The sequence below is a fragment of the Flavobacterium sp. AG291 genome (genome assembly GCF_003350375.1).
GTDB classification, from domain to species: domain Bacteria; phylum Bacteroidota; class Bacteroidia; order Flavobacteriales; family Flavobacteriaceae; genus Flavobacterium; species Flavobacterium suzhouense.
The window spans coordinates 55,443-78,727 of sequence record NZ_QQAR01000005.1 but is presented as its reverse complement, the minus strand read 5'-3'; the positions used below and the strand labels follow the sequence as shown (position 1 = coordinate 78,727).

Here is a 23,285-nt window from a genome sequence, read left to right as displayed (position 1 = left end):
TAAACAACCGCTTTTTTAGGGTGTGCTGCAGACAATCAAAAGGGGTAAACAGGACAAATAAAAAAACCGCCTAAGGGCGGTTATATTAGTTTAAAAATTGTTTTCTGAATTCTACAGGGGTAAGTCCTACTTCTTTCTTAAACAGTCGGGAGAAATAAGGAGGGTTTTCAAAACCCAAATGATAGGCTGTTTCGGATATTGTGTTTTCTGATGCCTGCAGCATATTCTTGGCTTCGCTTATTAAAAAGATATGAATTAGCTCAATAGCGGTTTTCCCGGTTTCCTGACGCAACAGGTCACTAAGGTATCGTGGAGAGGTATTCAGCAGGTCGGCCATGGCTTTTACGCTTGGCAATCCTTTAGTTTTCAGCAATCCGTTTTCATAATAGGAAGACAATGCCTCGTTAAACTTAGAAACCGTAGTGCCCGAAAGCTGCGCCCTGTTAATGAACTGCCTTTTGTAAAAACGTTGCGAGTATTTAAGGATAGAATCGAGATGCGTTAGCATGATATCACGGCTGTATTCATCCTCGTTGTTGTTGTATTCTGTCACCATTTTAGAGAACAGATCCCACATTATGGCTTCTTCACGAGCTGATAGGTGCAGTGCTTCATTAGCTTCATAATCAAAATAACCGTATTTTTTTATTTCCGAATGAAGGCTGTGTCCGTTGAGGTAATCTTCGTGAATGAAGATGATAAAACCGTTTTCTTCCAGCTCTACATTATCCATTTTCATGATCTGACGCGGTTTTATAAACGACATCGATCCGCTGTCGTGATCATATTTTGTCCTGCCATAAACAATAACTCCCGATTTCATTTTCTTGAACATGATCATATAAAAGTCGCCTGTAAATTCTTCATGGCTCATATTACAGGTATCTACTTTTGCACACTCAACAAGGTGTATCAATGGGTTTTCGGGAGGAGCAAAACCATTAAAGCAGGTATAGTCGCTAAGCGTTTTAAAATGTTGCATACTTTAAAGTTATTAAGCAAAGCACCTGCCATTTTTAGAGACAGATGCTTATGTAAAGGTAATGAAAATAAGGCTGTTATTTACCGTGTGCAGCGGTGGCAACATCGGCATATTGTTCCCATTCTGCAAAACGTTGAGCATATACCTGTTGAGTGGTTGGCAGTCCAACTTTACCAAGGAAATAACGAAGTGGCGGATTTTTTTCGTCAACAAGTTTCAGGATTGCAGGAGCGGTAGCTTCAGGAACACCAAAGGCGTCATCGGTAAGCCCGTCGTTAAATGCTTTTTTTACACCATCATAAGCCTCTATTGACGCACTATGGAATGATGATGATCCTGCCCAGTCGGTAGCAAAACCATTTGGCTCTACTAGAGTCACGTTTATACCAAAACCTTTTACTTCCTGAGCAAGTGTTTCGCTAAGTCCCTCAACGGCAAATTTAGATGCATTGTATATTCCAAGTACCGGCAGCGTAAATATGCCCAGAACGCTCGATAACTGTATAATATGCCCATGTCCCTGTTTTCTCATTATTGGCAATGCAGCCTGAGTTACCCATAATAAGCCAAACACATTGGTTTCAAACTGTTGGCGCACTTCCTGTTCGCTGGCTTCTTCGACAGCGCCAAAAAGCCCATACCCGGCATTATTGATAACTACATCCAGACTGCCAAAGTGATTTGCCGCCTTATTAATGGCATCAAAAGCTTCACTTCTGTTATCTACGTTTAATTGAAGAGGTAGTATGGCATCCCCATATTTAGCTTTAAGATCATTAAGTGCTTCAATATTTCTTGCCGTTGCAGCAACTTTATCACCTCGTTCAAGAAAAGCTTCTGCCCAGATACGCCCAAATCCTCTTGATGCGCCTGTTATAAAAATTGTTTTAAACATTGTATTGTATCGTTTACTATTAATGATACAAAGTTATGCCTGCTTTAGCTGTCGGGTCTTATACAAAATGTTGTATTGATGATACAAAAAGACAGTAACATAAGAAATATATATTGTGATTGTAAGAATCTTTATGTTTAAGATTTATTTAATATTTGAATATTTGTAAAAAATTTTATCTTTACCGTTTTAACGGCAATTTTTCAAATTTAATATGCTGGCATAGTGTTTTTTACGATGCAAATTCTTACGAAAATGAATTGTGTTAAAATTAGAAAACTTAACATAGATAATGTAGGGTTAAAGCTTGTAAGATTGTTTCAGTTAAATAATGATTACCCCGAAAAAAACTGATAACCTGTACAAATGACGCAGATGAAAAAAATTACTTTACTTATGCTTTGCCTGTTCCTTGCAGGCCTGGCAACAACCCAGGGCAATGACCTTGGGGTAAAAACACCCTCTTTTGGCGGGGCGTGGCTTATTGTGGGATCAACCGAGGCAGTACGTACTACCGATCATGATGCTATTATCGTAAAAAAAGAAGCTGTTCTTAATTACAAGAAAATGAAAGTGACTGTTAGGAATACAGCACTTACTATTACTAAGATGAATGTAGTTTACAGTAATGGTGAAGAGGAAACTATCAACATACCTCTTGAGATTCCTAAGAACGGAGAAAGCCAGACCGTGGATGTAAACAGTGGTATAAGAACCATTAAACGTATCGATTTTTGGTATGATAAGGAAGATTTTACCACCAGTAAAGCTGAAGTGACCATATTTGGAAGAAAATAAGATTATGAAAGCGCAGGAAACTGCGCTTTTTTTATGAACAGAATAAATTTGTAAAGTTCTGGTTTATAGTTCCGTTAATAATTGATTTGCATAGTTCAAACAATTCAATTATTAATGATTGTTAAAAAAAACATAAATATTTTTTATTTAATATTCAAATATTTATATCTTTATGAAAGGTCTTTGGGGGAAGACTTATTCAATTGGTTACTCTGTGGTAAGGATTTGGTTTGTTTAGGCAGATTAAATCCTTTCCAGGGAAATCATTAAAACTGAATTATACTTCTCTTCCAGGCTTTATATCCGCCAAAAAACCCCCTCATTGGCTTACGGTTAAATTTTATTTTCAAAAAGAAATTTGGTTAAGCCAAGAATGAGGAAAGGTATTTTCATAGCAATTTGCTGTTTTATTTCTCTTATGCTGCATGCGCAGGATGGAGGCTACTGGCCCTCTACGGGTGTACGCCGTGCAGGCTGGCATGAGCTTGGTGCCGTATATGCAATCCATACTTCCGATCATAATACGATAAAGTTAAAACGGAAAGATGCCAACTTTAAGAAACTTAAGGTTGTTGTGAGGAACTATCCGCTTACCATTACTGAGATGAGGGTTTTTTACGATTCCGGTGAGATGGAAATACTCGATTGCCCTTTGCCAATAAGTAAGAATGGGGAAAGCAAAACCCTTGAAATACCAATAGGGAAGCGAAATATAAGCAGTATCAGCTTTTGGTATGATTCCAAAGAATTTAAAAGAGGAAAGGCAGAAGTTACTGTTTTTGCCATGCGATAAATGAAAGGCGCCGATTGGCGCTTTTTTTATGTTTTTTAGGGGTATTAATTTGTAACTTTAGAATGCAATAAACTCATTACTAAAACATTAAATCATAAGTTGTGAAAAAAAGTATCTTTGTTTTTATTTGTATCTTTTTCATTGGAACAGTAAGCGCACAAAGAGTCGCCAGACCCAGAGGAGGCTCTATGGGAAACTGGAGGGTGCTGGGGACAACCCATGCAAGGCATACCGCCGACCATGATGCGATCGTGGTGCAGGGACCGTATGATAATTTCAGGAAAATTAAATTTACCGTTCGTGATGCCCCTCTAAATATTCGCAAAATGATAGTTATATTTGATGGAGGTGGTGTTCAGAATATCGAAGTCAGGTATGAGATTCCTAAGAACGGAGGAAGTAGGGAAATTGACTTGAGCGGAGGAACGAAGAGTATCCGGAGAATTGATTTTTTGGTATGATACCCGGGGAATTTTAAACGGTACGGCAGATGTTACGGTTTACGGGAAGAAATAAAAACAGAAGAGCACCAATTGGTGCTCTTCTGTTTTTATTTCTTTGCCGGGACATTCCATTCGCCCTTTCGTATTATTTCAACGATCTTCTTCTTATCTACTTCCTTTTTTGTGTAAAAGGAAATTACGGCATCATAACCATCCGAAGCTGCTTTTTCGCTCTTATTGAAAAGGTATAGCTTTGTTGGTGGTTTCTCTTTGTCGGAGGTTTTAAGAGCACCAAAGAACTGTTTTTTGCTAAAAGGCGTCGTTGCAGCCGAACCGGTTGCAATAGCTATCTTTTTACCGGTAAAGTCAAAATTACCTCTTGAATCTTTATAATAGTTATTCAAAAAGGCAGCCTCATCGTTATTTAATAGCGGGTTATCGTCAAGTCCGCAACGCTCCGGCTTCTGAGCAAATGTGAGTGATGTAAAAAGTAAAAGCAGTAAGGTAAAGTGTTTCATGGTTGTTTAGCTTAATGAACCCCAAAAGCCGGCGGCAAGCCTGCCAATGATGTTCCTTTTTTTCTCTTTGGTCATGGGTTCATCCACCCAGTGGGTAATCACGGCATCATAACCGCCGGATTGTATTTTTTCCATCTCGGTAAGTGGGATAGGGGTAGAGGCTACCGGCATTCCCGTTTGCTCAAGACGTTGTTTAATGTCTTTAAAGTAATCGGCTTTGCTTTCAAACTTAAGCCCGTCGGCACCGTTTACGATCAATACTTTTTTTCCTTTAAAATCGAAGCCATCATTTTCATCTTCCCCAAACCAGGCGTTAAGAAAAGCCGCTTCATCATCTGTAAGTGCCGGGTTGTTGTCCAGTCCGCAATTGTCCAGGTTATGGGCATAAAAGTTTGCAGAGGCTAACAACAGCAGCAGTCGGATATAATTCTTCATGGGCGGTTGTGTTTTTGTATAGCAATATAACGTGGAAGAGGGTAAAGTATTGTGTTTTGGGTTGTATATAGGATTATCGATAATAAGATGAAATAAGGTTAACTATGAAAGCTTAATTTTTCTTTATAAACTTACTGGTAAATTTACCTTTGTCTGAAATTATGTTAATTATATAAACCCCTTCTTGTAATTCCGAAACATTAATACTTGTGAGATCATTGATAATTGTATTGTCATATATTTTTCTTCCATTGATGTCATAAATAGAGACGTTTAATTCTTTATCGATTATGATGTTAGATAAGGTGATATTGATATAATTTTTGGCTGGATTAGGGTGAACTGTTAAAGTTTCATGTCTCGGGTCATTAATTCCTGCAATTGCTGAAACAACAATAGTTATCTTTGCTTCGGAACAATTCGAAGCATCATTAATATCACAAACAGAATAAAATAATTCATAAATTCCTTCCTGAATATTTGAAGGAATGAAAAGATTCCCTTCTTCATCAATTTCAGTTCCATTTATATTGCTATCATCAGTTAACGATATGATTACTTGATTACTGTTTACTGTACTTCCATTAAAGCTATCATTATCTATTATATTTCCTAAAAGTACGTTGCTCGATCCATTATTATTTGTGAAATTATAATAATCGTCTATCGTGTCAATGTTGTTTTTTACCCATAATTGTGCTGAGGCAGATTCTACAAAACAGTTTTCTGCATTGCTAAGTTGTAGTCTGTAATAATTTCCATTAAGAGAATTGTTTGCGTTTTGAATTGAAAGAGTTGCCGTTGATGTGCCAATATATGATTCAGAATCTGTTAAATTGACCCACTCGGATCCATTGGTGCTCATCTGCCATTGTTTGTTCTCAGCATTTGACTCTACAGTAAAAGAGGCATCTTCTCCAGTCGTTATAGAAAGTGTTTGAGGCTGTTCTGTTATTGTGATAGCCTCAGGCTCATTTATTGTGAAATCAAGAGAGGCTGTGCTTCCAAAATCATCAGTTACAGTTACGGTATAAGTTCCTGGTTCAAGACCTGTTGCTGAAGCTGATGATCCGCCATAGGGTGCCCACGAATAATTATAATTGCCCAAACCGCCTATCACATTAACGGTTGCTGAGCCATCATTAGCCCCTGTACAACTAACATTCGTTTGTGATGGTTCAAGAGTCAGAGGTTCCATCTCAAATATTTTTATTTTATACAGGCCAACTCCAGTTGGTGATTCTCCATAGAAATATATGTGATTCCCATAAGCAAACAAATAACTACGTAAAAAAGTGAACTCGCCAGGTAAAGTAAGTAATACGGTACCTGTATCAGTCCCGTCAGAAACATAGATGTTGTAATTTTCTCCAGAAGTATGAAAATACATTTTTCCTTGATATACTCTCGCATTAGTGTTTTCATTGAATGTAGAACCAGTACCCGCAGTAATGTCTTTTACAAGGTTTGTGCCTTCAGTTGTGAAATCTGTTTTCCATAATTCATATCCGTATGTGTCGGATCTATTGGAAAAATAGAAATTCCCGTTATAGTTTAAAAAGCATCTGCTTGAGGAAGCAAAATATGTTGTGTCAAAAAGAGGCAGCGAGGTTAGTTGTGGTGTATCGATGCCATTTGAGGAATATACTGCATGATTAAAATCTGTTAAATAAACAATTCCCTGGCTTTCTATTGGCTGATGTGGATTAACGTACGTAGATCCGGTGCTAAAAGTAAAATTTTGATTAAGTAAGCCTGTTTGAAGATTAATAGATGAATATTTATATATGCCATTAGCTCCTTTCATAAGATAAAGAAGATGCCCGTTTACCTCGACGACTTTGTTGTATGATTGTGACACGCTAACACTTGAGAGAAAAGAATATTGTTCTACAGTTTCAAACGATCCGCTTACGTTAAATCTATAAATGCCATTTCGAACAGAGTTAGATAAGCTGCTTGTGCCTCTAAAGTATAAGTAGTCTCCTGATTGATAAAATCCACCGATGTCAACAATATTTTTGTTGTCAGTAGTAGTTAAGGTTGAGGTTGTGTTAGTAGTAATATTATATACCTTAGTTTGTTCAGTATAATAGAGAGAGCTATTTTGTTTATATACTATATTGTCTCCAATTAGATAATAATTTGACGCCTGATTTATAAGCATCTCAATTGTGTTAGTAGTAGTGTTTAGTCTGTAAATTGCTGCTAATGTGTTGAAATATATGTATTCACCTTTCTCTTTAAAATTTCCGGGACTGGAATAATAAGCATTAGCAGTTTCTGAAAGTGCGGGATAAATATAGATACTGTCATCATCCATATTTATCTTGACTATGTGATTTACATTAGTATTGCCAACATGCTCTTTTGTGTTGCCATAAAGGATGTTGTCTTTTTGATAAATAGGTGTAATACCTCCGTCGTTGTACCAATTATAGTTAAGTCCATAATTTGCGGGTGCCGGCAAATATTGTGTTTCTTGTGAATATCCTAAAATTTGAAACAGTAGTATGAGTAAGTATGTTTTTTTCATGGACAAGTGTCTGATTTTAAATGCTGCAAATCTACAAAATAAAATATAATCAATATTTTTTGTAAGTTTTTTATTAAGTATTAATTTGGGTCATAAAAAAACCGCCCACGGTATTCCGGGGCGGTTTCTTGTTATTCTGATGCGATAGCGTCTCCTTTGCTATCAAAAAAGTGGTATTCTAAATACGTGTAAGCGTCACGTGGTATTATCTTAACCCATTTTTTATGCTCCAAAAACCATTTTGTGCGTATTGATGGGAAACCTTTAGTAAGGTAAGCGGCCACAAACGGGTGTGCGTTAAGCACGATCTTTTTGTGGGTCTTCATAATTCTTTCCAGGTCGGCCGTTATGCGGTCAATAACCAATATAGGGGCTTCAATTTCGCCGTTTACCCTGTTAGGGTCTACTTCTTTGGTCTTAATATTAACTTCAGGCCTTACCCTTTGCCTTGTAATCTGGATCAGTCCAAATTTACTAGGTGGCAGGATCTTGTGTTTTGCTTTATCGTCGCTCATTTCTTCGCGAAGGAAATCATAGAGTTTCTTCCTGTTGTCAGGGTTACTCATATCTATGAAATCGACTACTATAATCCCTCCCATATCCCTTAATCGTAGCTGTCTCGCAATCTCTGCGGCGGCTATAAGGTTTACTTCAAGGGCGGTATCTTCCTGGCTTAACGCCTTGTTAGAGCGGTTTCCGCTGTTCACGTCTATAACGTGCAGGGCTTCGGTGTGTTCTATAATAAGATATGCACCTTTGCTCATGGATACCGTTTTACCGAAAGAGGTTTTAATCTGCCTTTCTATGTTGTATTTTTCAAACAGTGGCAGCTCTTTGCTTTGGTAGTGTTTTACGATATTCGCTTTTTGAGGAGCTATCTCCTGCAGATAGTCCTTTGTTTGGTAATACAGGTCCTCATCATCCACATAAATACCCGTAAAGGTATCGTTGAATACGTCGCGAAGGATGGATGAAGCTTTGTTTACTTCTCCCAGTACTTTGCTTGGGTGATGGGCGCTAGGCAGTCGTTTGCACATTCCTGTCCATTTGTCCAGCAGGTTTTGCAGGTCTTTGTCCAGTTCGGCTACTTTTTTGCCTTCTGCTACCGTTCTCACTATTACGCCAAATCCTTTTGGACGGATAGACTGCACGAGTCTTTTTAGGCGGTCTTTTTCTTCTTTAGATTCTATTTTCTGCGAAATAGATATCCTGTCTGAAAAGGGAACCAAAACAACATATCTTCCTGCCAGTGAAAGCTCAGAGCTTATACGCGGCCCTTTGGTAGATATGGGTTCCTTAACCACCTGAACGAGTATTGACTGGTTGGCACTGAGCACGTCGCCAATGGCGCCATCTTTGTCAATCTCAGGTTCAAAAGGAAAGTTTTTCAGTGAGTAATCTTTTACTTTACCTGCGCTTACAAGTTTTATGAATTTCAGCATCGAGGCCAGGTTCGGACCCAAATCGTGGTAATGTAAAAAGGCATCTTTTTCAAAGCCTACATTTACAAAGGCGGCATTAAGGCCGGCCACGGGCTTGCGAATCTTGGCGATGAAGATGTCACCAACATTAAACTGGTTTTTGTCTTCGCGCTCGCTGTGTAATTCAATTAGTTTTCCATCTTTTAATAAGGCAAAATCTACTGCGTCAGAACCAGATCGAATAATTAATTCTTTGTTCACACTGTACATTTTTATCTGTTATTTGTTTATGGTTTATAGCTTATGGTTTATGGTTGCCAAAAAGGAAACAACAAACAACAAACAACAAACTCTAAACAGTTAGCAGATGGATTAAACATTAATTTACAGGTATTTTTGTACCCATAGGATTAGAGTTATTAGTCTCATTCTCAGTATTCAGTGCACTTTGCAGCCAAATCTAAAATCTAAAATCTAAAGTCTAAAACCCTTTTTTTCAATGAACTTAAAAATTCTTTTAAAACAAGAAAAAGTAGTTTAGAACTACTTTTTCTTTTTGTGACGGTTAGCTCTCGCTCTCTTCTTACGTTTGTGCGTTGCTACCTTATGTCTTTTTCTTTTTTTACCACTTGGCATAATTGAAAAGGATTTGGTGGTTAATAATTAGTTTACTTTAGCCTCAGTATTTGTTTTTACTCCGTCAACAAAAATCTTTGCAGGTTTGAATGCCGGGATGTTGTGAGCAGGAATCTTAATGGTAGTGTTTTTTGAAATGTTTCTACCTGTTTTTTCAGCGCGCGTTTTGATGATGAAACTTCCAAAACCTCTTAGGTATACATTATCACCAGTCTCAAGAGAGTTTTTTACTTCTTCCATAAAAGACTCAACTGTTGCCTGTACATCACCTTTCTCAAGACCAAGTTTCTCTGAAATTTTCGCTACGATGTCTGCTTTCGTCATTTTCTTTCTAATTTATGATTGTGTATTTTTTTGAGAGTGCAAATATAACAATTAAAAAAACAATAATTCAAGGTTAATCTATTAAAATTTAATAACATAAACTTTTACATTTGTTGACCCGTTCATAATTATGGAATTTTCTAAGCCTTTAATTCATTGGTATTTACAAAACAAACGCGATTTGCCATGGCGAAAAATGCCTGGCGCATACCCCGTTTGGCTATCCGAAATAATGCTTCAGCAAACGCGTGTAGCACAAGGATTACCTTATTTTTTACGTTTTATGGAAGCTTTTCCAACCGTGCACGACATGGCTGCAGCACCCGAAGAACAGGTGCTCAAGCTATGGCAGGGACTGGGATATTATTCCCGTGCCCGTAATTTGCATGCTACGGCAAAGCTGGTTGCCTTCGAAATGAATGGTAATTTCCCTGACAGCTATGCCGGACTATTAAAGTTAAAAGGCGTTGGCGACTATACGGCGGCTGCGATAGCCTCTATAAGTTATGGCGAGGCTGTCCCTGTGGTTGATGGTAATGTGTACAGGGTTTTGTCCAGAGTTTTTGGTATAGATACCGATATCTCATCGGGGAGTGCCAAAAAACAGTTCACGGAGCTGGCGGCTTCACTAATGCCTAAAGGACAAGCTTCAGAATTCAATCAGGCGATGATGGAATTTGGGGCATTGCAGTGTGTGCCCAAGAGTCCTGACTGCGGAAGGTGCATATTTAATAAAGACTGCGTTGCCTTCGCGACCGGCCGTGTTGCCGAACTGCCGGTTAAACTCAAAAAGACAAAAGTAACCAACCGTTTCTTTAATTATTTAGTGCTAAAAGACAACCGTGGCTTTAGTATGGTGCAGAAACGCACGGCAAAAGGGATATGGCATAACCTGTATGAGTTCCCGCTTATAGAAACTGAAACTGCCGTTTCGGAGGATAAAGCCCTAAGTTTTATAAGGGATTATAAAGGTTTTGGCTTTGCGCCAAAGGACATCACGCTTATTGCCGATACCGTTGTGCATAAGCTTTCGCACCAGCACCTGCACATTCGGTTTTGGGAAATATCAGTTGATTTTGAGGTTGTTGGGGCAATTTCTGAGAATGCTTTAAAGGCATATCCGTTTCCTGTTGTTATCCATAATTTTATAGAGAAATATTGGAGTGAGCATTAAAAGTGGTATATTTGATTTAACTAATCAGTAGAAAACAATGAACGGTACGTTAAATAAAGTGATGCTGATAGGGCATTTGGGTGACGATGTAAAGCTTCATTATTTTGAAGGAGGAAACTGCATTGGGCGTTTTCCGCTTGCTACCAACGAGATTTACATCAACAAGCAAACCAATGAAAAAATTACTTCTACAGAGTGGCATAACCTCGTGGTGCGCAACAAGGCAGCCGAGATTTGCGAAAAGTATCTTACCAAAGGGGATAAGATATATGTGGAGGGACGCATTAAATCCCGCCAATGGCAGGGTGAAGATGGACAGACGAAATATACAACTGAAATACAGGTAACGGAGTTTACCTTCCTTACCACTAAAAAAGAACTGGATCAGAAGCAGCAGCAAAGTTTTTCTTCGCAGACCGCAAACGAACCGGTAAAACCGAATTATGATGTAAATGTGCCGGCTCCTAATGACGACCTGCCATTTTAATGTTTAACGAATACCCATTGTTTTGGACCCCGACCCCTCGAGTTACACCTCATTAGACCTTAGCCTTATATATGGCGTGGCAGGAATCATCTTCCTCCTTATTTGTTCTGCGTTCATATCCGGCACCGAAGTCGCTGTCTTTTCACTTTCACCAGAAGATGTTGAAAAGATGAACAAAGACAATCCTAAACGTGGCAGCCTTATTGTTTCGCTTCTCGAAAAGCCTAAAAAGCTGCTGGCCACTATTCTTATTACAAATACCTTTATCAATATTGCTGTCATTATCCTTTTCTTCAGGATAAGCGGTGTCCTTTTTGGTGGTATAAGTATTGCCTGGCTAAGTTTTACAGTACAGGTACTTGTTATCATGTCTCTGGTACTCCTTTTTGCCGAAGTAGTGCCAAAGGTTTATGCCGGAAGAAACAATGTTAAATTTGCCAACAGGATATGTTATGTGCTGTTTGGGCTTAATAAATTGCTTTCTCCGCTTAGCATACCCATGCGCGAACTGATGATTAAATTCCAGAAGAAGGTTGGTGCACAGGGTAACGGGCTTTCTGTTGACAGGCTTTCACAGGCGCTGGAACTTACCGATTATGGCGACGCAACAGTTGAGGAGCAAAAGATACTGGAAGGTATTGTTACCTTTGGGAATACCGATGTTAAGCAGGTAATGAGTCCACGTATTGATATTTTTGCCCTTAATATCGAGGCATCCTTTACCGAGGTGCTTCCCAAGATAGTGGATAAAGGATTTTCGCGTATTCCTGTTTACCGTGATAATGTAGACCAGATTGAAGGGGTGTTGTTTATTAAAGATCTTATTCCGCATATCGATAATGATAATTTCGAATGGCAGTCTATCATAAGGGAGCCTTTCTTTGTACCCGAGAACAAAAAGCTGGATAACCTCCTTAAGGAATTCCAGAACATGAAAAATCACCTTGCCATAGTAGTTGATGAGTACGGAGGTACATCAGGACTAATTTCACTGGAGGATATACTGGAAGAAATTGTAGGCGATATCAGCGATGAGTTTGATGATGAGGATATTATTTATACCCGTATCGATGATCATAATTATCTGTTTGATGGGAAAATATCACTTAAAGATTTTTACAGGATAACCGATATTGAAGAAGAAGAATTTGAAGAAGCCAAAGGCGAAGCAGAGACGTTAGCCGGCTTTCTTTTAGAGGTATGGGGTAATTTTCCGAAAAAAGGTCAAAAAATTAGCTTTAATGGCAATATCTTTACCGTCGAATCAGTTGATAAGAGAAGGATAAAACAAATTAAGGTTACACTTAAATGAATACAATACAAAGATTGACAGGCTTTATAAGTATGATAGCTATTGCTGTTATGGCAGTTAGCTGCGGTGGAGAAACCCTTCCTAAACCGGAGGCATATCTAAGGCTTGATTACCCAATGGGTAAATATGTGGCGCTGGATCAGCCATGTCCTTATACTTTTGGATACAACTCAATGGCACAATTAAAGCCCGGTAAAGACTGTAGCAGCCTTGAAATCCATTACCCAAAAATGAAGGCTACCATTTATCTTAACTACAAACCGATAAACGGTAATCTGGAAGAGCTTTTAAGAGATGCGCAAACACTTACCTACAAACAGGTTGTAAAGGCCGATGATATTCGCGAACAGCCCTATATTAATCCGGAAAAAAAATCCTACGGAATGTTTTATGAAGTAGGAGGTAACGCAGCAACTAATGCACAGTTTTATGTAACCGACAGCCTGAATCATTTCCTTGCCGGATCGGTATATTTTTACGCAAAGCCTAATTTCGATTCTATAATGCCGGCAGCAAGTTACCTTCGTGACGACATGAGGAATATTATGGAAACGGTTAAGTGGAAATAATTTTTAGTCGGATGTCCGAGGTCGGAAGCTCTTAACATCGGACTTCCGACATCCCAGCCCCTGACTATCAGAACTCAAACTTCAATTGTACTGCAACGGGTTTCTTAACGCCCGATTCCTCAGTATTCAGGTTATTGAGGGAAATGCCCAGTAAGCGTACCGAATCCTTTGGTTTTTCCTGATACAGCAGTTCTTTAACCGTTTCGATGATAAGGCTCTTGTCAGATATAAAATAAGGCAGGGTTTTACTGCGTGTCTGTACGGTGAAATCACTGTATTTTATCTTGAGGGTAACAGTTTTGCCTGCAATCTTCTTTTTCTTTAGCCTGCGTTCCAGTTCATCGGCAATAAGTGTCAGCTTTTCGAGCATGAATACTTCCGATACCAGGTTCTCAAAAAAAGTGTGTTCCGTTCCAACTGATTTTACAGTCCTGTCAGGCTTAACCTGTCCGTTGTGTATTCCGCGTACCACATAGTAATAATACGCCCCTGATTTTCCAAAATGCTCCGTCAGGTACTCAATAGATTTTTGCTTTAAATCGGCTCCGGTAAAAATGCCCAGTTGGTACATCTTTTCTTCGGTTACCTTGCCCACGCCATAAAACTTACCAATAGCCAGATTTTCAAGAAATTCCAGTACCTCGTCAGGGTTTACGGTTTTTTGGCCGTTAGGCTTGTTGTAATCGCTGGCAACCTTAGCAATGAATTTATTAATGGATATCCCTGCAGATGCTGTAAGTCCTGTCTTTTCGAGTATCTTTTGGCGTATTTCCTTAGCGATCATTGTGGCGCTGGGATTACCTTTTTTGTTTACGGTAACGTCAAGATAGGCTTCATCGAGAGAAAGAGGCTCTACAAGGTCGGTATATTCATGAAAGATTTCACGTATTTGTTGTGATATCTGCCGATAACGGTCAAATCGTGGCCTGACGAAAATAAGGTGCGGACATTTCTTTTTTGCCAAAAATCCACTCATGGCACTGCGAACGCCAAATTTTCTTGCTTCATAGCTTGCTGCAGATACTACACCCCGGCTTTCGCCTCCGCCTACAGCAATGGCTTTACCCCGCAGTTCCGGATTATCCAGTTGCTCTACCGAGGCATAAAAGGCATCCATGTCTACATGAATGATCTTTCGTTGGAGGATGATGGGTTCTTCGGGGGTTTCCATGTTGTAAAGTTACGATTTACTACTATATTTTTAAGTGTTGATTTGTAGTTGATGCAATAAAAATGGCTTTACATGCCGTTTAGGGCGTGTTTTTATTATTTTTGGAAATATTTTTTGTAATTTCATATACCGGAAACAAGAAAACAAATCAACTATGCCAAAAACCGCTATACTTTTAGGTGGAAGCGGGGCTGTAGGTAGTGAACTCCTCCAATTACTGCTGGCAGATAGCCGCTACGAAAAAATAAAACTTTTTGCCCGTTCATCAGTAAAAAACAACAATCCAAAAATCGAAGAACATCTTATCAATCTTTTTGAACTTAGCGCCTATGCTGATGTTTTTAAGGGAGATGAGGTATATTGCTGCATTGGTACTACTAAAGCTAAAACTCCTGATAAAAAAACCTATCGCGATATCGATTTTGGAATTCCTGTTGCTGCTGCAAAGCTGGCTGCGGATAATCACATAGGTACTTATATTGTGGTTTCGGCAATTGGCGCCGATGCCGACAGTAGTATCTTTTATAACCGCACAAAAGGAGAAATGCAGGAAGCTGTTTTATCGGAACATATTACCAAAGTACATTTGCTGCAGCCTTCGCTTATTCTTGCCGAAAGGAAAGAGAACCGCATTGCTGAAAAGATTGCCGAGGGTTTTATGTGGGTACTCAATCCTTTGCTCTTTGGCGGAGCGGCCAAGTACAGGAGTATTAAGGCAGCAACCATTGCCAGGGCCATGCTTTGGCTTGCCAATAACAATTATATACAAACGGTTATAACCTCTGACAAGATTGAGGAGTTGGGGAGCAAATAGTTTTTATACGCTTAACGGTTCAGATAGATTTGGTGCTGATTCAGTTTACTGAAAACTATTTCAGAGGAGGGAAGAAAAACGTCCACGGTCTCTTTTTAAAATAGCTCCATACCGAAGCGGCTACAAGGCGCATCTCTGAGATAGGGATGTTTCTTGAACGGAATGCTAGTCCCATAGAAAGGCCAAAGCTTACCAGGAAGTTTACTGCCCCAATAATACCGATGCCAAAAATACCCCAGAACAGCAATTCATCCGATACTTCCCAATTAGCGCCATAAAGCCCCAGAGCTAGATTTCCGCTGGCAAAAGTAATGTGTCTTATATCAATGTTAAGCCCCAGGAAAATACCAATAGCACCTGTACTTCCCATAAATATACCAAACCAGAAGTTAGAAACTATACCTGCCCATTTCTTTTCGTACATTTTGGCCAGCTTTTCGGTACGCACACGCCCAAGACTCATTTTAAGTAAGGGATGTTCCTGTATACGATAATAAATATGCTGGTACTTATCGCGGTTGGCTACCGCTCCGGCAATGATTCCGGATAGGAAGAGGAAAACACCTGCAATGGCAGCATGCAATATTGATAGTGAATCAATAGGATTCAGGTCGTGTATAAGATGGTACCATTTGGTAAGTGCGAGGTTATAATCAAAAGCAATATCTATAAGCCAGATGCCCAGCAATGCTACCGGAAATGCTACAAATACATTGCCGACAAAGGCAATGAACTGCGAACGGAATACTCGTGCAAACAATTCGGCGAAGGCCTTGTGTTTTTCGGCATCAGGCATATGGTCGTTCTTTCTACCCGCTTCAAGGGCGCTAATCAATGCCGATGCTGTCATGGCCGGCTGTTTGGTAGCCAGCGTAAAGCCTAACAGGTAAATGGTAATGAAGCCCAACGAATAGTTCATGCTGTAAAAAAAGGCCTGTCCGAAAGCACTGGTGTCCATTTTGGAAAGAAAAACCTTGATGATACAGAGAATGGCTACTATAAATCCACCTCCTGAAGCTGCCCAAAGCATCCTGAAATATTCTTTACGGCCTTTGGTAATATAATGTTCGCCGGTACGGGCTGTATGTTGTGTAACTTCATACGAAAGCAATTGTGTACTTTCGTTAATCAGCTTCCTTATGTTGTTTTTGTCACAGTTATAGCTGATAAGGTCTTTAGCAAGCTCAATGGTGTGTTTCTTAGCTTCTTCAGGAGCATCTATGGCTAATAATGGTAAAAGTGTCTGTAAGCGCTCAAGTTGCTGCCTGATACGAAGCAACGTTTGATTGACGTGTAGTGATATGCCAAATTTTTCACTATTTTTAAAAGCAGTCTTTACATAGTCGGAACATTGCTGTTGTAGTAGCACCAGTTGTTTGTAATCCAAGTCGTCGGAGGTTACATAATCTCTTTTTTTGTCTAGCAGTTTTTCCCTTACATCGCCAAATTCCCTCTGAAAAGCAAGAAAAGGGCTCTCGAGATTCTCATATTCGGGAACCATTTTAATAACTTCATGTTCGAGTGCACGTCCTGCTATACGGTGAATGTTTACTTCTATGGCAAAAATCAGTTCGGTTAGCTGATCTTTGCTTTCGTCGTAAATTGGTTTGAATTGAAGCAGATCAAAAAGTTGTTCAATCTGCTGAGGCGGAATCTTGTCGATCCATACAGGGTCTGTTTTTACAAAAAACACCTGGTTAAGAATGTATTCCAGTGTGTTTTTTTCCGGTTGTTCAGGGATAAGTTTTGCAAACAATCTCCTTTTTACTTCGAACAAAAAGTCGGCATTAGATATTATGCCTGCATCGGTAAGTATATTGCTGAATTTCTTGTCTTTTATAAGTCCTTTTATATACTGCGAAAGTTCTTCGCGGTATTTGGCATTTTCCTTAAGTTCATGTAAAAGTTCACCTAAATCAACCGAATGTACAAGTTTTGGTTTTTTAGGGCGGATGATGTTTACAAGCTGTGCCAGCAGGTCGGTTTCTTCCGCCTTATATTCCCAAAGGTTATGCTCATCAAAATTCGTTTTGAAGAAATTGACTAGATTATTCTTAGGTTTATCTTTAGTTTTTCTGAACTTCATAGGTTTTATGGGGACTGAAGCGTAAAAATACAAATCATAAACCGGAAAACCTTACACATAGAAAGGTTTTAGTATTTGGTTAAGAGGTTTGGCAAAGTTTCTTCAATTTTGAAGCAAAGATGAGCTTGTAAATTCCCTACCTTAGCTATTATTTCCAAAGAACATGATTGAGATTGAACGTAAATTTCTGGTGCTGTCCGACGCTTATAAAAATGAGGCTGTTAGCCGGAAACGAATAGCACAGGGCTATCTGAATTCTAATCCCGAACGAACGGTGCGCGTGCGTACCAAAGGCGATCAGGGTTTCCTTACCATAAAAGGAGCCGGTAACGAGAGCGGTACCAGCCGTTTTGAATGGGAGAAAGAAATTCCTGCCGATGAGGCTCAGCTCCTGCTTACCTTATGTGAAAGCGGCAGTATTAATAAGATACGCTACGAAGTAAAAGTGGGCAAGCATACTTTTGAAGTGGATGAATTCTTTGGGGCTAATGCCGGACTGGTAATCGCTGAAGTTGAACTGAATGATGAAAATGAAAGTTTTGAGAAACCACAATGGCTGGGAGAGGAAGTAACAGGAAATACACATTACTACAATGCTTTTCTGAGCAATAATCCGTATAGTACATGGAAGAAGTAATATACGACCTGATAATTATAGGTGGAGGACCCATTGGCATGGCCTGCGGTATTGAAGCACAGCGCAAGGGGCTCAATTATATTATTATTGAAAAAGGTGCACTGGTAAACAGCCTGTTCAATTACCCGTTGTATATGACTTTTTTCTCAACTGCCGAAAGGCTCGAGATAGGCGGTGTTCCCTTTAGCTGTATAGCTCCCAAACCGGGCAGGCAGGAGGCATTGGAGTATTATCGCAATATTCAGCGTCATTTTAACCTGAATATTAATCTTTTTGAGAAAGTTGATCGCGTAGATAAGTCCAATGGTGTTTTTTCGCTTAAGACTACTAAGGCAGATTATACTTCAAAAAATGTAGTTATAGCCACCGGCTTTTATGATATTCCCATGTATATGGAGATTCCGGGAGAGAATCTTCCACATGTGCGCCATTATTACAAAGAAGCCCACGAATATGCTTTTCGTAAAGTAGTAGTGGTGGGAGCCAATAACTCATCGGTAGATGCGGCACTGGAATGCTACCGCAAGGGGGCCGATGTTACCATGGTTATCCGTAAAGGTGAAATAAACGACAGGGTTAAATACTGGGTTAAACCCGATGTTGAAAACCGTATTGCCGAAGGCAGCATCAAAGCTCATTTTTATTCGGAGATAATCGAGATTAACGAGAAGGAAGTAATTATCAATTCGCCGGATGGTGAAATACTGGTTGAAGCCGACTTTGTATTGGCGTTAACCGGCTATCGTCCTGATCTTGAATTTTTAAAAGCTGCGGGAGTTGAAATATCAGAAGGTATTAACCGTACGCCAAACTATAATCCTGAAACTATGGAGACTAATGTGAAGGGTTTGTATCTTGCAGGGGTTGTATGCGGTGGGCTTGAAACCCATAAGTGGTTTATAGAGAACAGCCGTGTGCATGCCAGAATGATTGTGGGGGATATTCTTTCTAAATAATACTCTTATTTGTCATTGCGAGGAGAGACGACGAAGCAATCTGAAAGAGATTGCCACGCTTCATTGCATTACGCTCGCAATGACAAAAAACACTATGAGTTAAAACAGACTCAGCTGTTCGCCTTTAGTACCATCAAAATGGTGCAATGCTAATGCGGGAAATTCTTTTTTGTCAAAATATTTCTTTCGGGCTATCTTAAAACTGGTATGTATCATTTCGGCAATATTCCCTTCGCCAACCTGACGTTTTAAAACCTGTTTTTCTCCTAATTTGCCGCCATGCATTTCACTTATTTGGTGCAGTACTTTATCTTTCCTGTCGGGATAATGAGCCTCGAGCCAGTCAATAAAAACAGGTTCAACGGTGTCGTTAAGGCGAACCAGTGTGTAGCCAAAGCTTTGTGCGCCCAGTTCGGCTATGGTTTTTACAATTGGCAGTATTTCAGGAGTGTTCAGTCCCGGAATCATTGGGGCAACCATAACATGGGTAGGGATACCTTCTTTAGACAGTGTTTCGAGAGCTTTAAGTTTTGTGTTTACCGATGAGGTTCTTGGTTCCAGTACACGTCTTAAGTCTTCGTTTATGGTTGGGATGCTTAACGATACGGTTACAAGGTTTTTCTCGGCAAGCTTTGTTAGTATGTCTATATCGCGTGTTACCAGTGCGTTTTTAGTGAGTACATGTACCGGATGTCTGTAATCCAGACATACCTGAAGCAGTTTACGGGTTATCTCAAGCTTTCTCTCTATAGGCTGATAACAATCGGTATTGCCCGACATAAGTATGGGTTCCGGCTTATAACCTCTTTTTTTAAAGAATTGCTCCAGTAGCTGGGGTGCATTCTTTTTTACCATGATAACACGCTCAAAATCTACTCCGGCACTATAGCCCCAGTATTCATGAGTAGGGCGGGCAAAACAATAAGCGCAGCCATGTTCGCAACCCTGATAGGGATTCATGGAATAGGCCATGGGCAGGTCGGGGCTTTTTACTGCATTGACTATTGTTTTGGGAAACACTTCCAGAATTTTAGTTTTGGCTATCTGCTCTTCATAATCATCCTGATAGATGGATGTTTCGTAGCGGTTCTTAATAAAATGGTTATGAATATTAGTAACCGCGCCCTGTCCTTTAATTTTTTCCTTTTCCATCTTTCCCTGTTTTAGCCAGCAGAAAATTAGTGAAAGCACATTTCTTTTTGTGTTAAAAGAGGGTAGAGGTTATCAACAAAAACGGGAATGCCAGTAAACAAAGGGCTTTAAAAACAAAACCTCTTAACAGGAGTTAAAAGGTTTCGTTGTTTAGTTTAAGATGCCTTTGCTATATCAAGAGATTGTAATTTTTTCTTCTGGCAGGCTATATCAGCCTGTAGTGCTACTACTGCCTCTTCCTGATTTTTTACTTTTTCGATATAGTCCGATATCTGATGTCTTTCGAGTCTGGATTTAAGCTTTTCAAATTCGGCATCAGAATATTCTATGCTTGATTTTTCTTTTAGAAGATTAATGTACTCTGTATAAGTTACATCTGTTTGAGGGAATGCTTTATGTGACCAGGCTTCATATGCGTGTACAAGTGCCACAAATTCAGCCTGAAGCTCCATGTCTTTTTCCTTGTTTCTTTCCAGTCTCATAAGGATACGTTTTCTGGCCAGAGCCGAGCCGGGGAAAAGATTTTTATCTATGAGAAAAAAGATTACAGTAATTAATAAGCCAAACATTATGAGAAGGGTATGCATGCGAATTTTGTGGTTAAATTATTCAAAAAATTTTCCTAACAAGATGTTAAAGCATTGCTAATCTAACGCATAAGTTTTGAACTAACATTGTGTTTATCAAACATTAACATGTTAAATTCGATGAAATGCATCATAATTCCGATTTAACAAATAAATCCCTGTAAAATAATTTACCCTTTCTCTAATTGCTATCGCATAAGCGAAAAATGTCCCTTATATTCCTTTCCGTCTTTTTTTGTTATAATAAACCAATAGTCACTTGCAGGTAATTGGTAGCCATTAAAAGTACCATCCCAACCGGGGCTGTTGCCTCTAAATGAACTTACGATCTTTCCGTAGCGATCCATTACCGTTATGCTGGTTTCCGAAGTAAACCATGCATGCTTTACCTGCCAATTATCATGAATGCCATCGCCGTTCGGGGTAAAGAACTTCGGGTACATCAATAGTACAGCCTCGGCCTTATCCTGTCCGCAACCACCTTTGTCTCTTACCATAACGGTATACTCTCCCGGTTTAAGATTTTCAAACACAGGTTCATCCTGATAAGTATTACCATCAATAGAATATTCGTAATTACCGGTTGTAGCCATTATCACGCTAATAGAGTTGGTGCTGTCAGTCCATTCTGTTGTTTCCAGTTTTACTATCTGTGGCTTTTGCGATTCGGTAATCGTAAAGCTGTGAGTTGTTTCACATATCGTAGCACCTGTAGTTTTAGAAACGGTAAGCATATATGTTCCGTCTTTGTTTATGCTTTTTTGATATGTTCCGCTTTCCGTTTTTCCATTGTAGGTCCATGTATAGCTGTCGAAACCTTTTGGAGCACTGATTACAACATAACTGTTTTCGCAGAAGCTATAATTGTCATCCATGTCGAGAACCGGAGCGGGAGTAACATTTAGAGTAAAAGATGTTATGTCATAACAAGCACCGCTATTTCTGCTTATACGTGCATAAATTGTTTGTGGGTTCAAAGTATTGGTATAAGTTGTTGGCAGAATATTGCTGGCAGATATTGCATCTTCCTGCGTAGCATAGTAAGTTACCGTAAATTGATCGGCAGGCTGGTTGCCCAGTATGGCTGCATCTTGCTCGGCAAGGTTAAAAGCAGCATAGCCTTCGGCGCTGCCGCATGAATGCATATCGGTTGCTTCTCCTGCTACGGGTGCCCCGAATACACTAATTTGCTTTGAGTAATAACGGGACAGGCTTTTTCTTTTTGCCTTAAGTTTTACGGTGTAAGTTCCGGGAGTACTATAGGTATGGGTTGTGTTAGCATTGTTCGAGTAGTTACCATCGCCAAAATCCCATTCTATCTCTTCAGGATCTAAAGTGCTAACAGCCTGAAAAGCTACAGATGTATCTGTACAGTCGTTTTCAGTATTTATATCTAAAAGATAGTACGGTGAAGTAAGAAAGTTGGGCAGTCCTACAAATGTTTCCTTTCCGCCCAGGTCAATTGTGTTCAGTGAAACGTTACATCCTGTACCAATTACATTAGGCCTTTTTATAACGGATAAGGTTTGAGACAGATATTTGTCTACCAGATAAATCTTAGAATCCGGAGCAAGTTTAATTGAACTTGCAACATCTATTGTCCCTATCTGAATTTGTGAAGCAGATACATCGGCTGCATTTAGCTGATATTGTAAAATGAGGCCATCGGTTGTAGCATACAGCAATTTGCTGTTAGGGGAGAACTCCACGCCATAGCATTTTGCCGGTGTTTTTAGTGTTACAGGGTTTGATACAATACCTGTTGTGTTTTCAAAATCAAATAGTTCGATAGCAAAAAGGCTGCTGGCAGATGCCAGTTTTTTTCCATTGGGAGAAATGCTCATCCAGCCGGCATAGTGGCCGGAATTTTCTGCTCCGTCAATTACAAGTCCGGTATTACTTATTACCGGAGCAGTGTTTACACCTGCACTGGTAACTTTAAAGCTGTAAAAAGCATTGCCACCCCACTGGTGAGTGGTTATCCAGATGTCATTTCCGTTTGCGTGATATGAAGCCGTGATCTTTTCGGTTACGGGAGTAACCAAGAGTACATTAGCGTTAACCACATCTCCTTTGCCATTGTCAGCTTGCATATCTACTTCAGAATAGCGTAGCCCATCGGGTCCACCGGCATCATCGGCAGTAAAAATGTAATATCTTGTTTGTGATCCGGGTTTGGGAACAATTACAGCAGCCTGTGTAGTAGACTTATCGCCTAAAAGGCCATTTCCGTTTGGCATTTTAAAATTATACCTGTTCCATACACTAATACCATCTGTATAGAAAAGTATGTTGCCATTATTGTCAGATATCGAAGCGCTTCCCTCCATAGTACTCATTGTACTGCTGGTTATTGCTTCAGGGGTTCCTGTTCTGAAATTAAGGCCTGCATTTCGGCCAAAGTACCAATTGTTGTCCTGCTGTGCGTTAGCGTTTAAAAATAATTGAACGAAAACGCATAGCCATAAGTGTGCTTGTTTCATTATTTAATTATCATACAGCTAAGCCCATTGCTTAGCCATCGGGTTTCCTTAACATATTCTTACTGTTATGGAACAT

22 protein-coding genes are annotated in these 23,285 nt (G+C 39.5%); 10 read left to right on the top strand and 12 right to left on the bottom strand.

The window, feature by feature from the left end; all coding sequences use genetic code 11:
* Window positions 1-85: 85 nt before the first annotated feature.
* A complete protein-coding gene (locus tag DEU42_RS07225) occupies window positions 86-982 on the bottom strand; it encodes a helix-turn-helix domain-containing protein (protein WP_114757623.1) in 897 nt (298 codons plus the stop codon).
* A gap of 76 nt (window positions 983-1,058) precedes the next feature.
* Window positions 1,059-1,877 carry an SDR family NAD(P)-dependent oxidoreductase gene (locus DEU42_RS07220; protein WP_114757622.1) on the bottom strand — a complete coding sequence of 273 codons (819 nt, stop codon included), beginning with the start codon at window positions 1,875-1,877 and terminating at the stop codon, window positions 1,059-1,061.
* Between the two features lie 375 nt (window positions 1,878-2,252).
* On the opposite strand from DEU42_RS07220, the gene DEU42_RS07215 reads away from it, so the two are divergent.
* The 3 genes from DEU42_RS07215 (at window position 2,253) to DEU42_RS07205 (ending at window position 3,929) form a co-directional block, all read left to right on the top strand.
* Complete coding sequence (locus tag DEU42_RS07215; RefSeq protein WP_147278077.1) at window positions 2,253-2,675, top strand: hypothetical protein; 423 nt, start codon at window positions 2,253-2,255, stop codon at window positions 2,673-2,675.
* A 373-nt stretch (window positions 2,676-3,048) separates the two neighbouring features.
* Window positions 3,049-3,468 carry a hypothetical protein gene (locus DEU42_RS07210; protein WP_147278076.1) on the top strand — a complete coding sequence of 140 codons (420 nt, stop codon included), beginning with the start codon at window positions 3,049-3,051 and terminating at the stop codon, window positions 3,466-3,468.
* A 101-nt stretch (window positions 3,469-3,569) separates the two neighbouring features.
* Window positions 3,570-3,929: a hypothetical protein gene (locus DEU42_RS07205; RefSeq protein WP_114757619.1), complete on the top strand. Its 360-nt coding sequence runs from the start codon at window positions 3,570-3,572 to the stop codon at window positions 3,927-3,929.
* A gap of 89 nt (window positions 3,930-4,018) precedes the next feature.
* Here DEU42_RS07205 and DEU42_RS07200 read toward each other — a convergent pair whose 3' ends face one another.
* The 5 genes from DEU42_RS07200 to DEU42_RS07180 form a co-directional block, all read right to left on the bottom strand.
* The gene (locus DEU42_RS07200; RefSeq protein WP_114757618.1) at window positions 4,019-4,429 is read right to left on the bottom strand and encodes a hypothetical protein; all 411 of its coding nucleotides are present in this window, start codon (window positions 4,427-4,429) and stop codon (window positions 4,019-4,021) included.
* A 6-nt stretch (window positions 4,430-4,435) separates the two neighbouring features.
* Window positions 4,436-4,864 carry a hypothetical protein gene (locus DEU42_RS07195; RefSeq protein ID WP_114757617.1) on the bottom strand — a complete coding sequence of 143 codons (429 nt, stop codon included), beginning with the start codon at window positions 4,862-4,864 and terminating at the stop codon, window positions 4,436-4,438.
* Between the two features lie 112 nt (window positions 4,865-4,976).
* Window positions 4,977-7,400 carry a T9SS type A sorting domain-containing protein gene (locus DEU42_RS07190; RefSeq protein WP_114757616.1) on the bottom strand — a complete coding sequence of 808 codons (2,424 nt, stop codon included), beginning with the start codon at window positions 7,398-7,400 and terminating at the stop codon, window positions 4,977-4,979.
* Window positions 7,401-7,531: 131 nt separating this feature from the next.
* Complete coding sequence (locus tag DEU42_RS07185) at window positions 7,532-9,082, bottom strand: ribonuclease E/G (protein WP_114757744.1); 1,551 nt, start codon at window positions 9,080-9,082, stop codon at window positions 7,532-7,534.
* Window positions 9,083-9,484: 402 nt separating this feature from the next.
* Window positions 9,485-9,781: an HU family DNA-binding protein gene (locus tag DEU42_RS07180; RefSeq protein WP_057671073.1), complete on the bottom strand. Its 297-nt coding sequence runs from the start codon at window positions 9,779-9,781 to the stop codon at window positions 9,485-9,487.
* A gap of 130 nt (window positions 9,782-9,911) precedes the next feature.
* On the opposite strand from DEU42_RS07180, the gene mutY reads away from it, so the two are divergent.
* The 4 genes from mutY to gldD are packed head-to-tail and all read left to right on the top strand — an operon-like array spanning window position 9,912 to window position 13,323.
* Complete coding sequence (mutY, locus tag DEU42_RS07175) at window positions 9,912-10,955, top strand: A/G-specific adenine glycosylase (RefSeq protein ID WP_114757615.1); 1,044 nt, start codon at window positions 9,912-9,914, stop codon at window positions 10,953-10,955.
* 37 nt (window positions 10,956-10,992) lie between these two features.
* Complete coding sequence (locus DEU42_RS07170; protein ID WP_114757614.1) at window positions 10,993-11,442, top strand: single-stranded DNA-binding protein; 450 nt, start codon at window positions 10,993-10,995, stop codon at window positions 11,440-11,442.
* Window positions 11,443-11,464: 22 nt separating this feature from the next.
* Complete coding sequence (gene gldE / locus DEU42_RS07165; RefSeq protein WP_114757613.1) at window positions 11,465-12,754, top strand: gliding motility-associated protein GldE; 1,290 nt, start codon at window positions 11,465-11,467, stop codon at window positions 12,752-12,754.
* The gene (gldD, locus tag DEU42_RS07160) at window positions 12,751-13,323 is read left to right on the top strand and encodes a gliding motility lipoprotein GldD (RefSeq protein ID WP_114757612.1); all 573 of its coding nucleotides are present in this window, start codon (window positions 12,751-12,753) and stop codon (window positions 13,321-13,323) included. The genes gldE and gldD overlap by 4 nt, the downstream gene beginning before the upstream one ends.
* 67 nt (window positions 13,324-13,390) lie before the next feature.
* On the opposite strand, the gene dinB is transcribed toward gldD, so the two are convergent.
* Window positions 13,391-14,494, bottom strand: a complete 1,104-nt coding sequence (gene dinB, locus DEU42_RS07155; RefSeq protein WP_114757611.1) for a DNA polymerase IV — start codon at window positions 14,492-14,494, stop codon at window positions 13,391-13,393.
* Between the two features lie 154 nt (window positions 14,495-14,648).
* Between dinB and DEU42_RS07150 the strand changes: the two genes are divergently transcribed.
* Window positions 14,649-15,308 carry an NAD(P)H-binding protein gene (locus DEU42_RS07150; protein ID WP_114757610.1) on the top strand — a complete coding sequence of 220 codons (660 nt, stop codon included), beginning with the start codon at window positions 14,649-14,651 and terminating at the stop codon, window positions 15,306-15,308.
* A 55-nt stretch (window positions 15,309-15,363) separates the two neighbouring features.
* On the opposite strand, the gene DEU42_RS07145 is transcribed toward DEU42_RS07150, so the two are convergent.
* Window positions 15,364-17,394, bottom strand: a complete 2,031-nt coding sequence (locus DEU42_RS07145; protein WP_114757609.1) for a site-specific recombinase — start codon at window positions 17,392-17,394, stop codon at window positions 15,364-15,366.
* 163 nt (window positions 17,395-17,557) lie between these two features.
* Between DEU42_RS07145 and DEU42_RS07140 the strand changes: the two genes are divergently transcribed.
* Both DEU42_RS07140 and DEU42_RS07135 read left to right on the top strand, forming a co-directional pair.
* Window positions 17,558-18,031 (top strand): CYTH domain-containing protein, encoded by a 474-nt coding sequence (locus DEU42_RS07140; protein ID WP_114757608.1) that lies wholly within the window; start codon window positions 17,558-17,560, stop codon window positions 18,029-18,031.
* Window positions 18,019-18,987 (top strand): YpdA family putative bacillithiol disulfide reductase, encoded by a 969-nt coding sequence (locus DEU42_RS07135; RefSeq protein ID WP_114757607.1) that lies wholly within the window; start codon window positions 18,019-18,021, stop codon window positions 18,985-18,987. The genes DEU42_RS07140 and DEU42_RS07135 overlap by 13 nt, the downstream gene beginning before the upstream one ends.
* A gap of 99 nt (window positions 18,988-19,086) precedes the next feature.
* Here DEU42_RS07135 and DEU42_RS07130 read toward each other — a convergent pair whose 3' ends face one another.
* From DEU42_RS07130 to DEU42_RS07120, 3 genes are all read right to left on the bottom strand, one after another.
* Window positions 19,087-20,139, bottom strand: a complete 1,053-nt coding sequence (locus DEU42_RS07130; protein WP_114757606.1) for a PA0069 family radical SAM protein — start codon at window positions 20,137-20,139, stop codon at window positions 19,087-19,089.
* 155 nt (window positions 20,140-20,294) lie between these two features.
* Window positions 20,295-20,621 carry a hypothetical protein gene (locus DEU42_RS07125; RefSeq protein WP_147278075.1) on the bottom strand — a complete coding sequence of 109 codons (327 nt, stop codon included), beginning with the start codon at window positions 20,619-20,621 and terminating at the stop codon, window positions 20,295-20,297.
* A gap of 293 nt (window positions 20,622-20,914) precedes the next feature.
* Window positions 20,915-23,209 carry a T9SS type B sorting domain-containing protein gene (locus tag DEU42_RS07120; RefSeq protein WP_114757604.1) on the bottom strand — a complete coding sequence of 765 codons (2,295 nt, stop codon included), beginning with the start codon at window positions 23,207-23,209 and terminating at the stop codon, window positions 20,915-20,917.
* Between the last annotated feature and the right edge of the window lie 76 nt (window positions 23,210-23,285).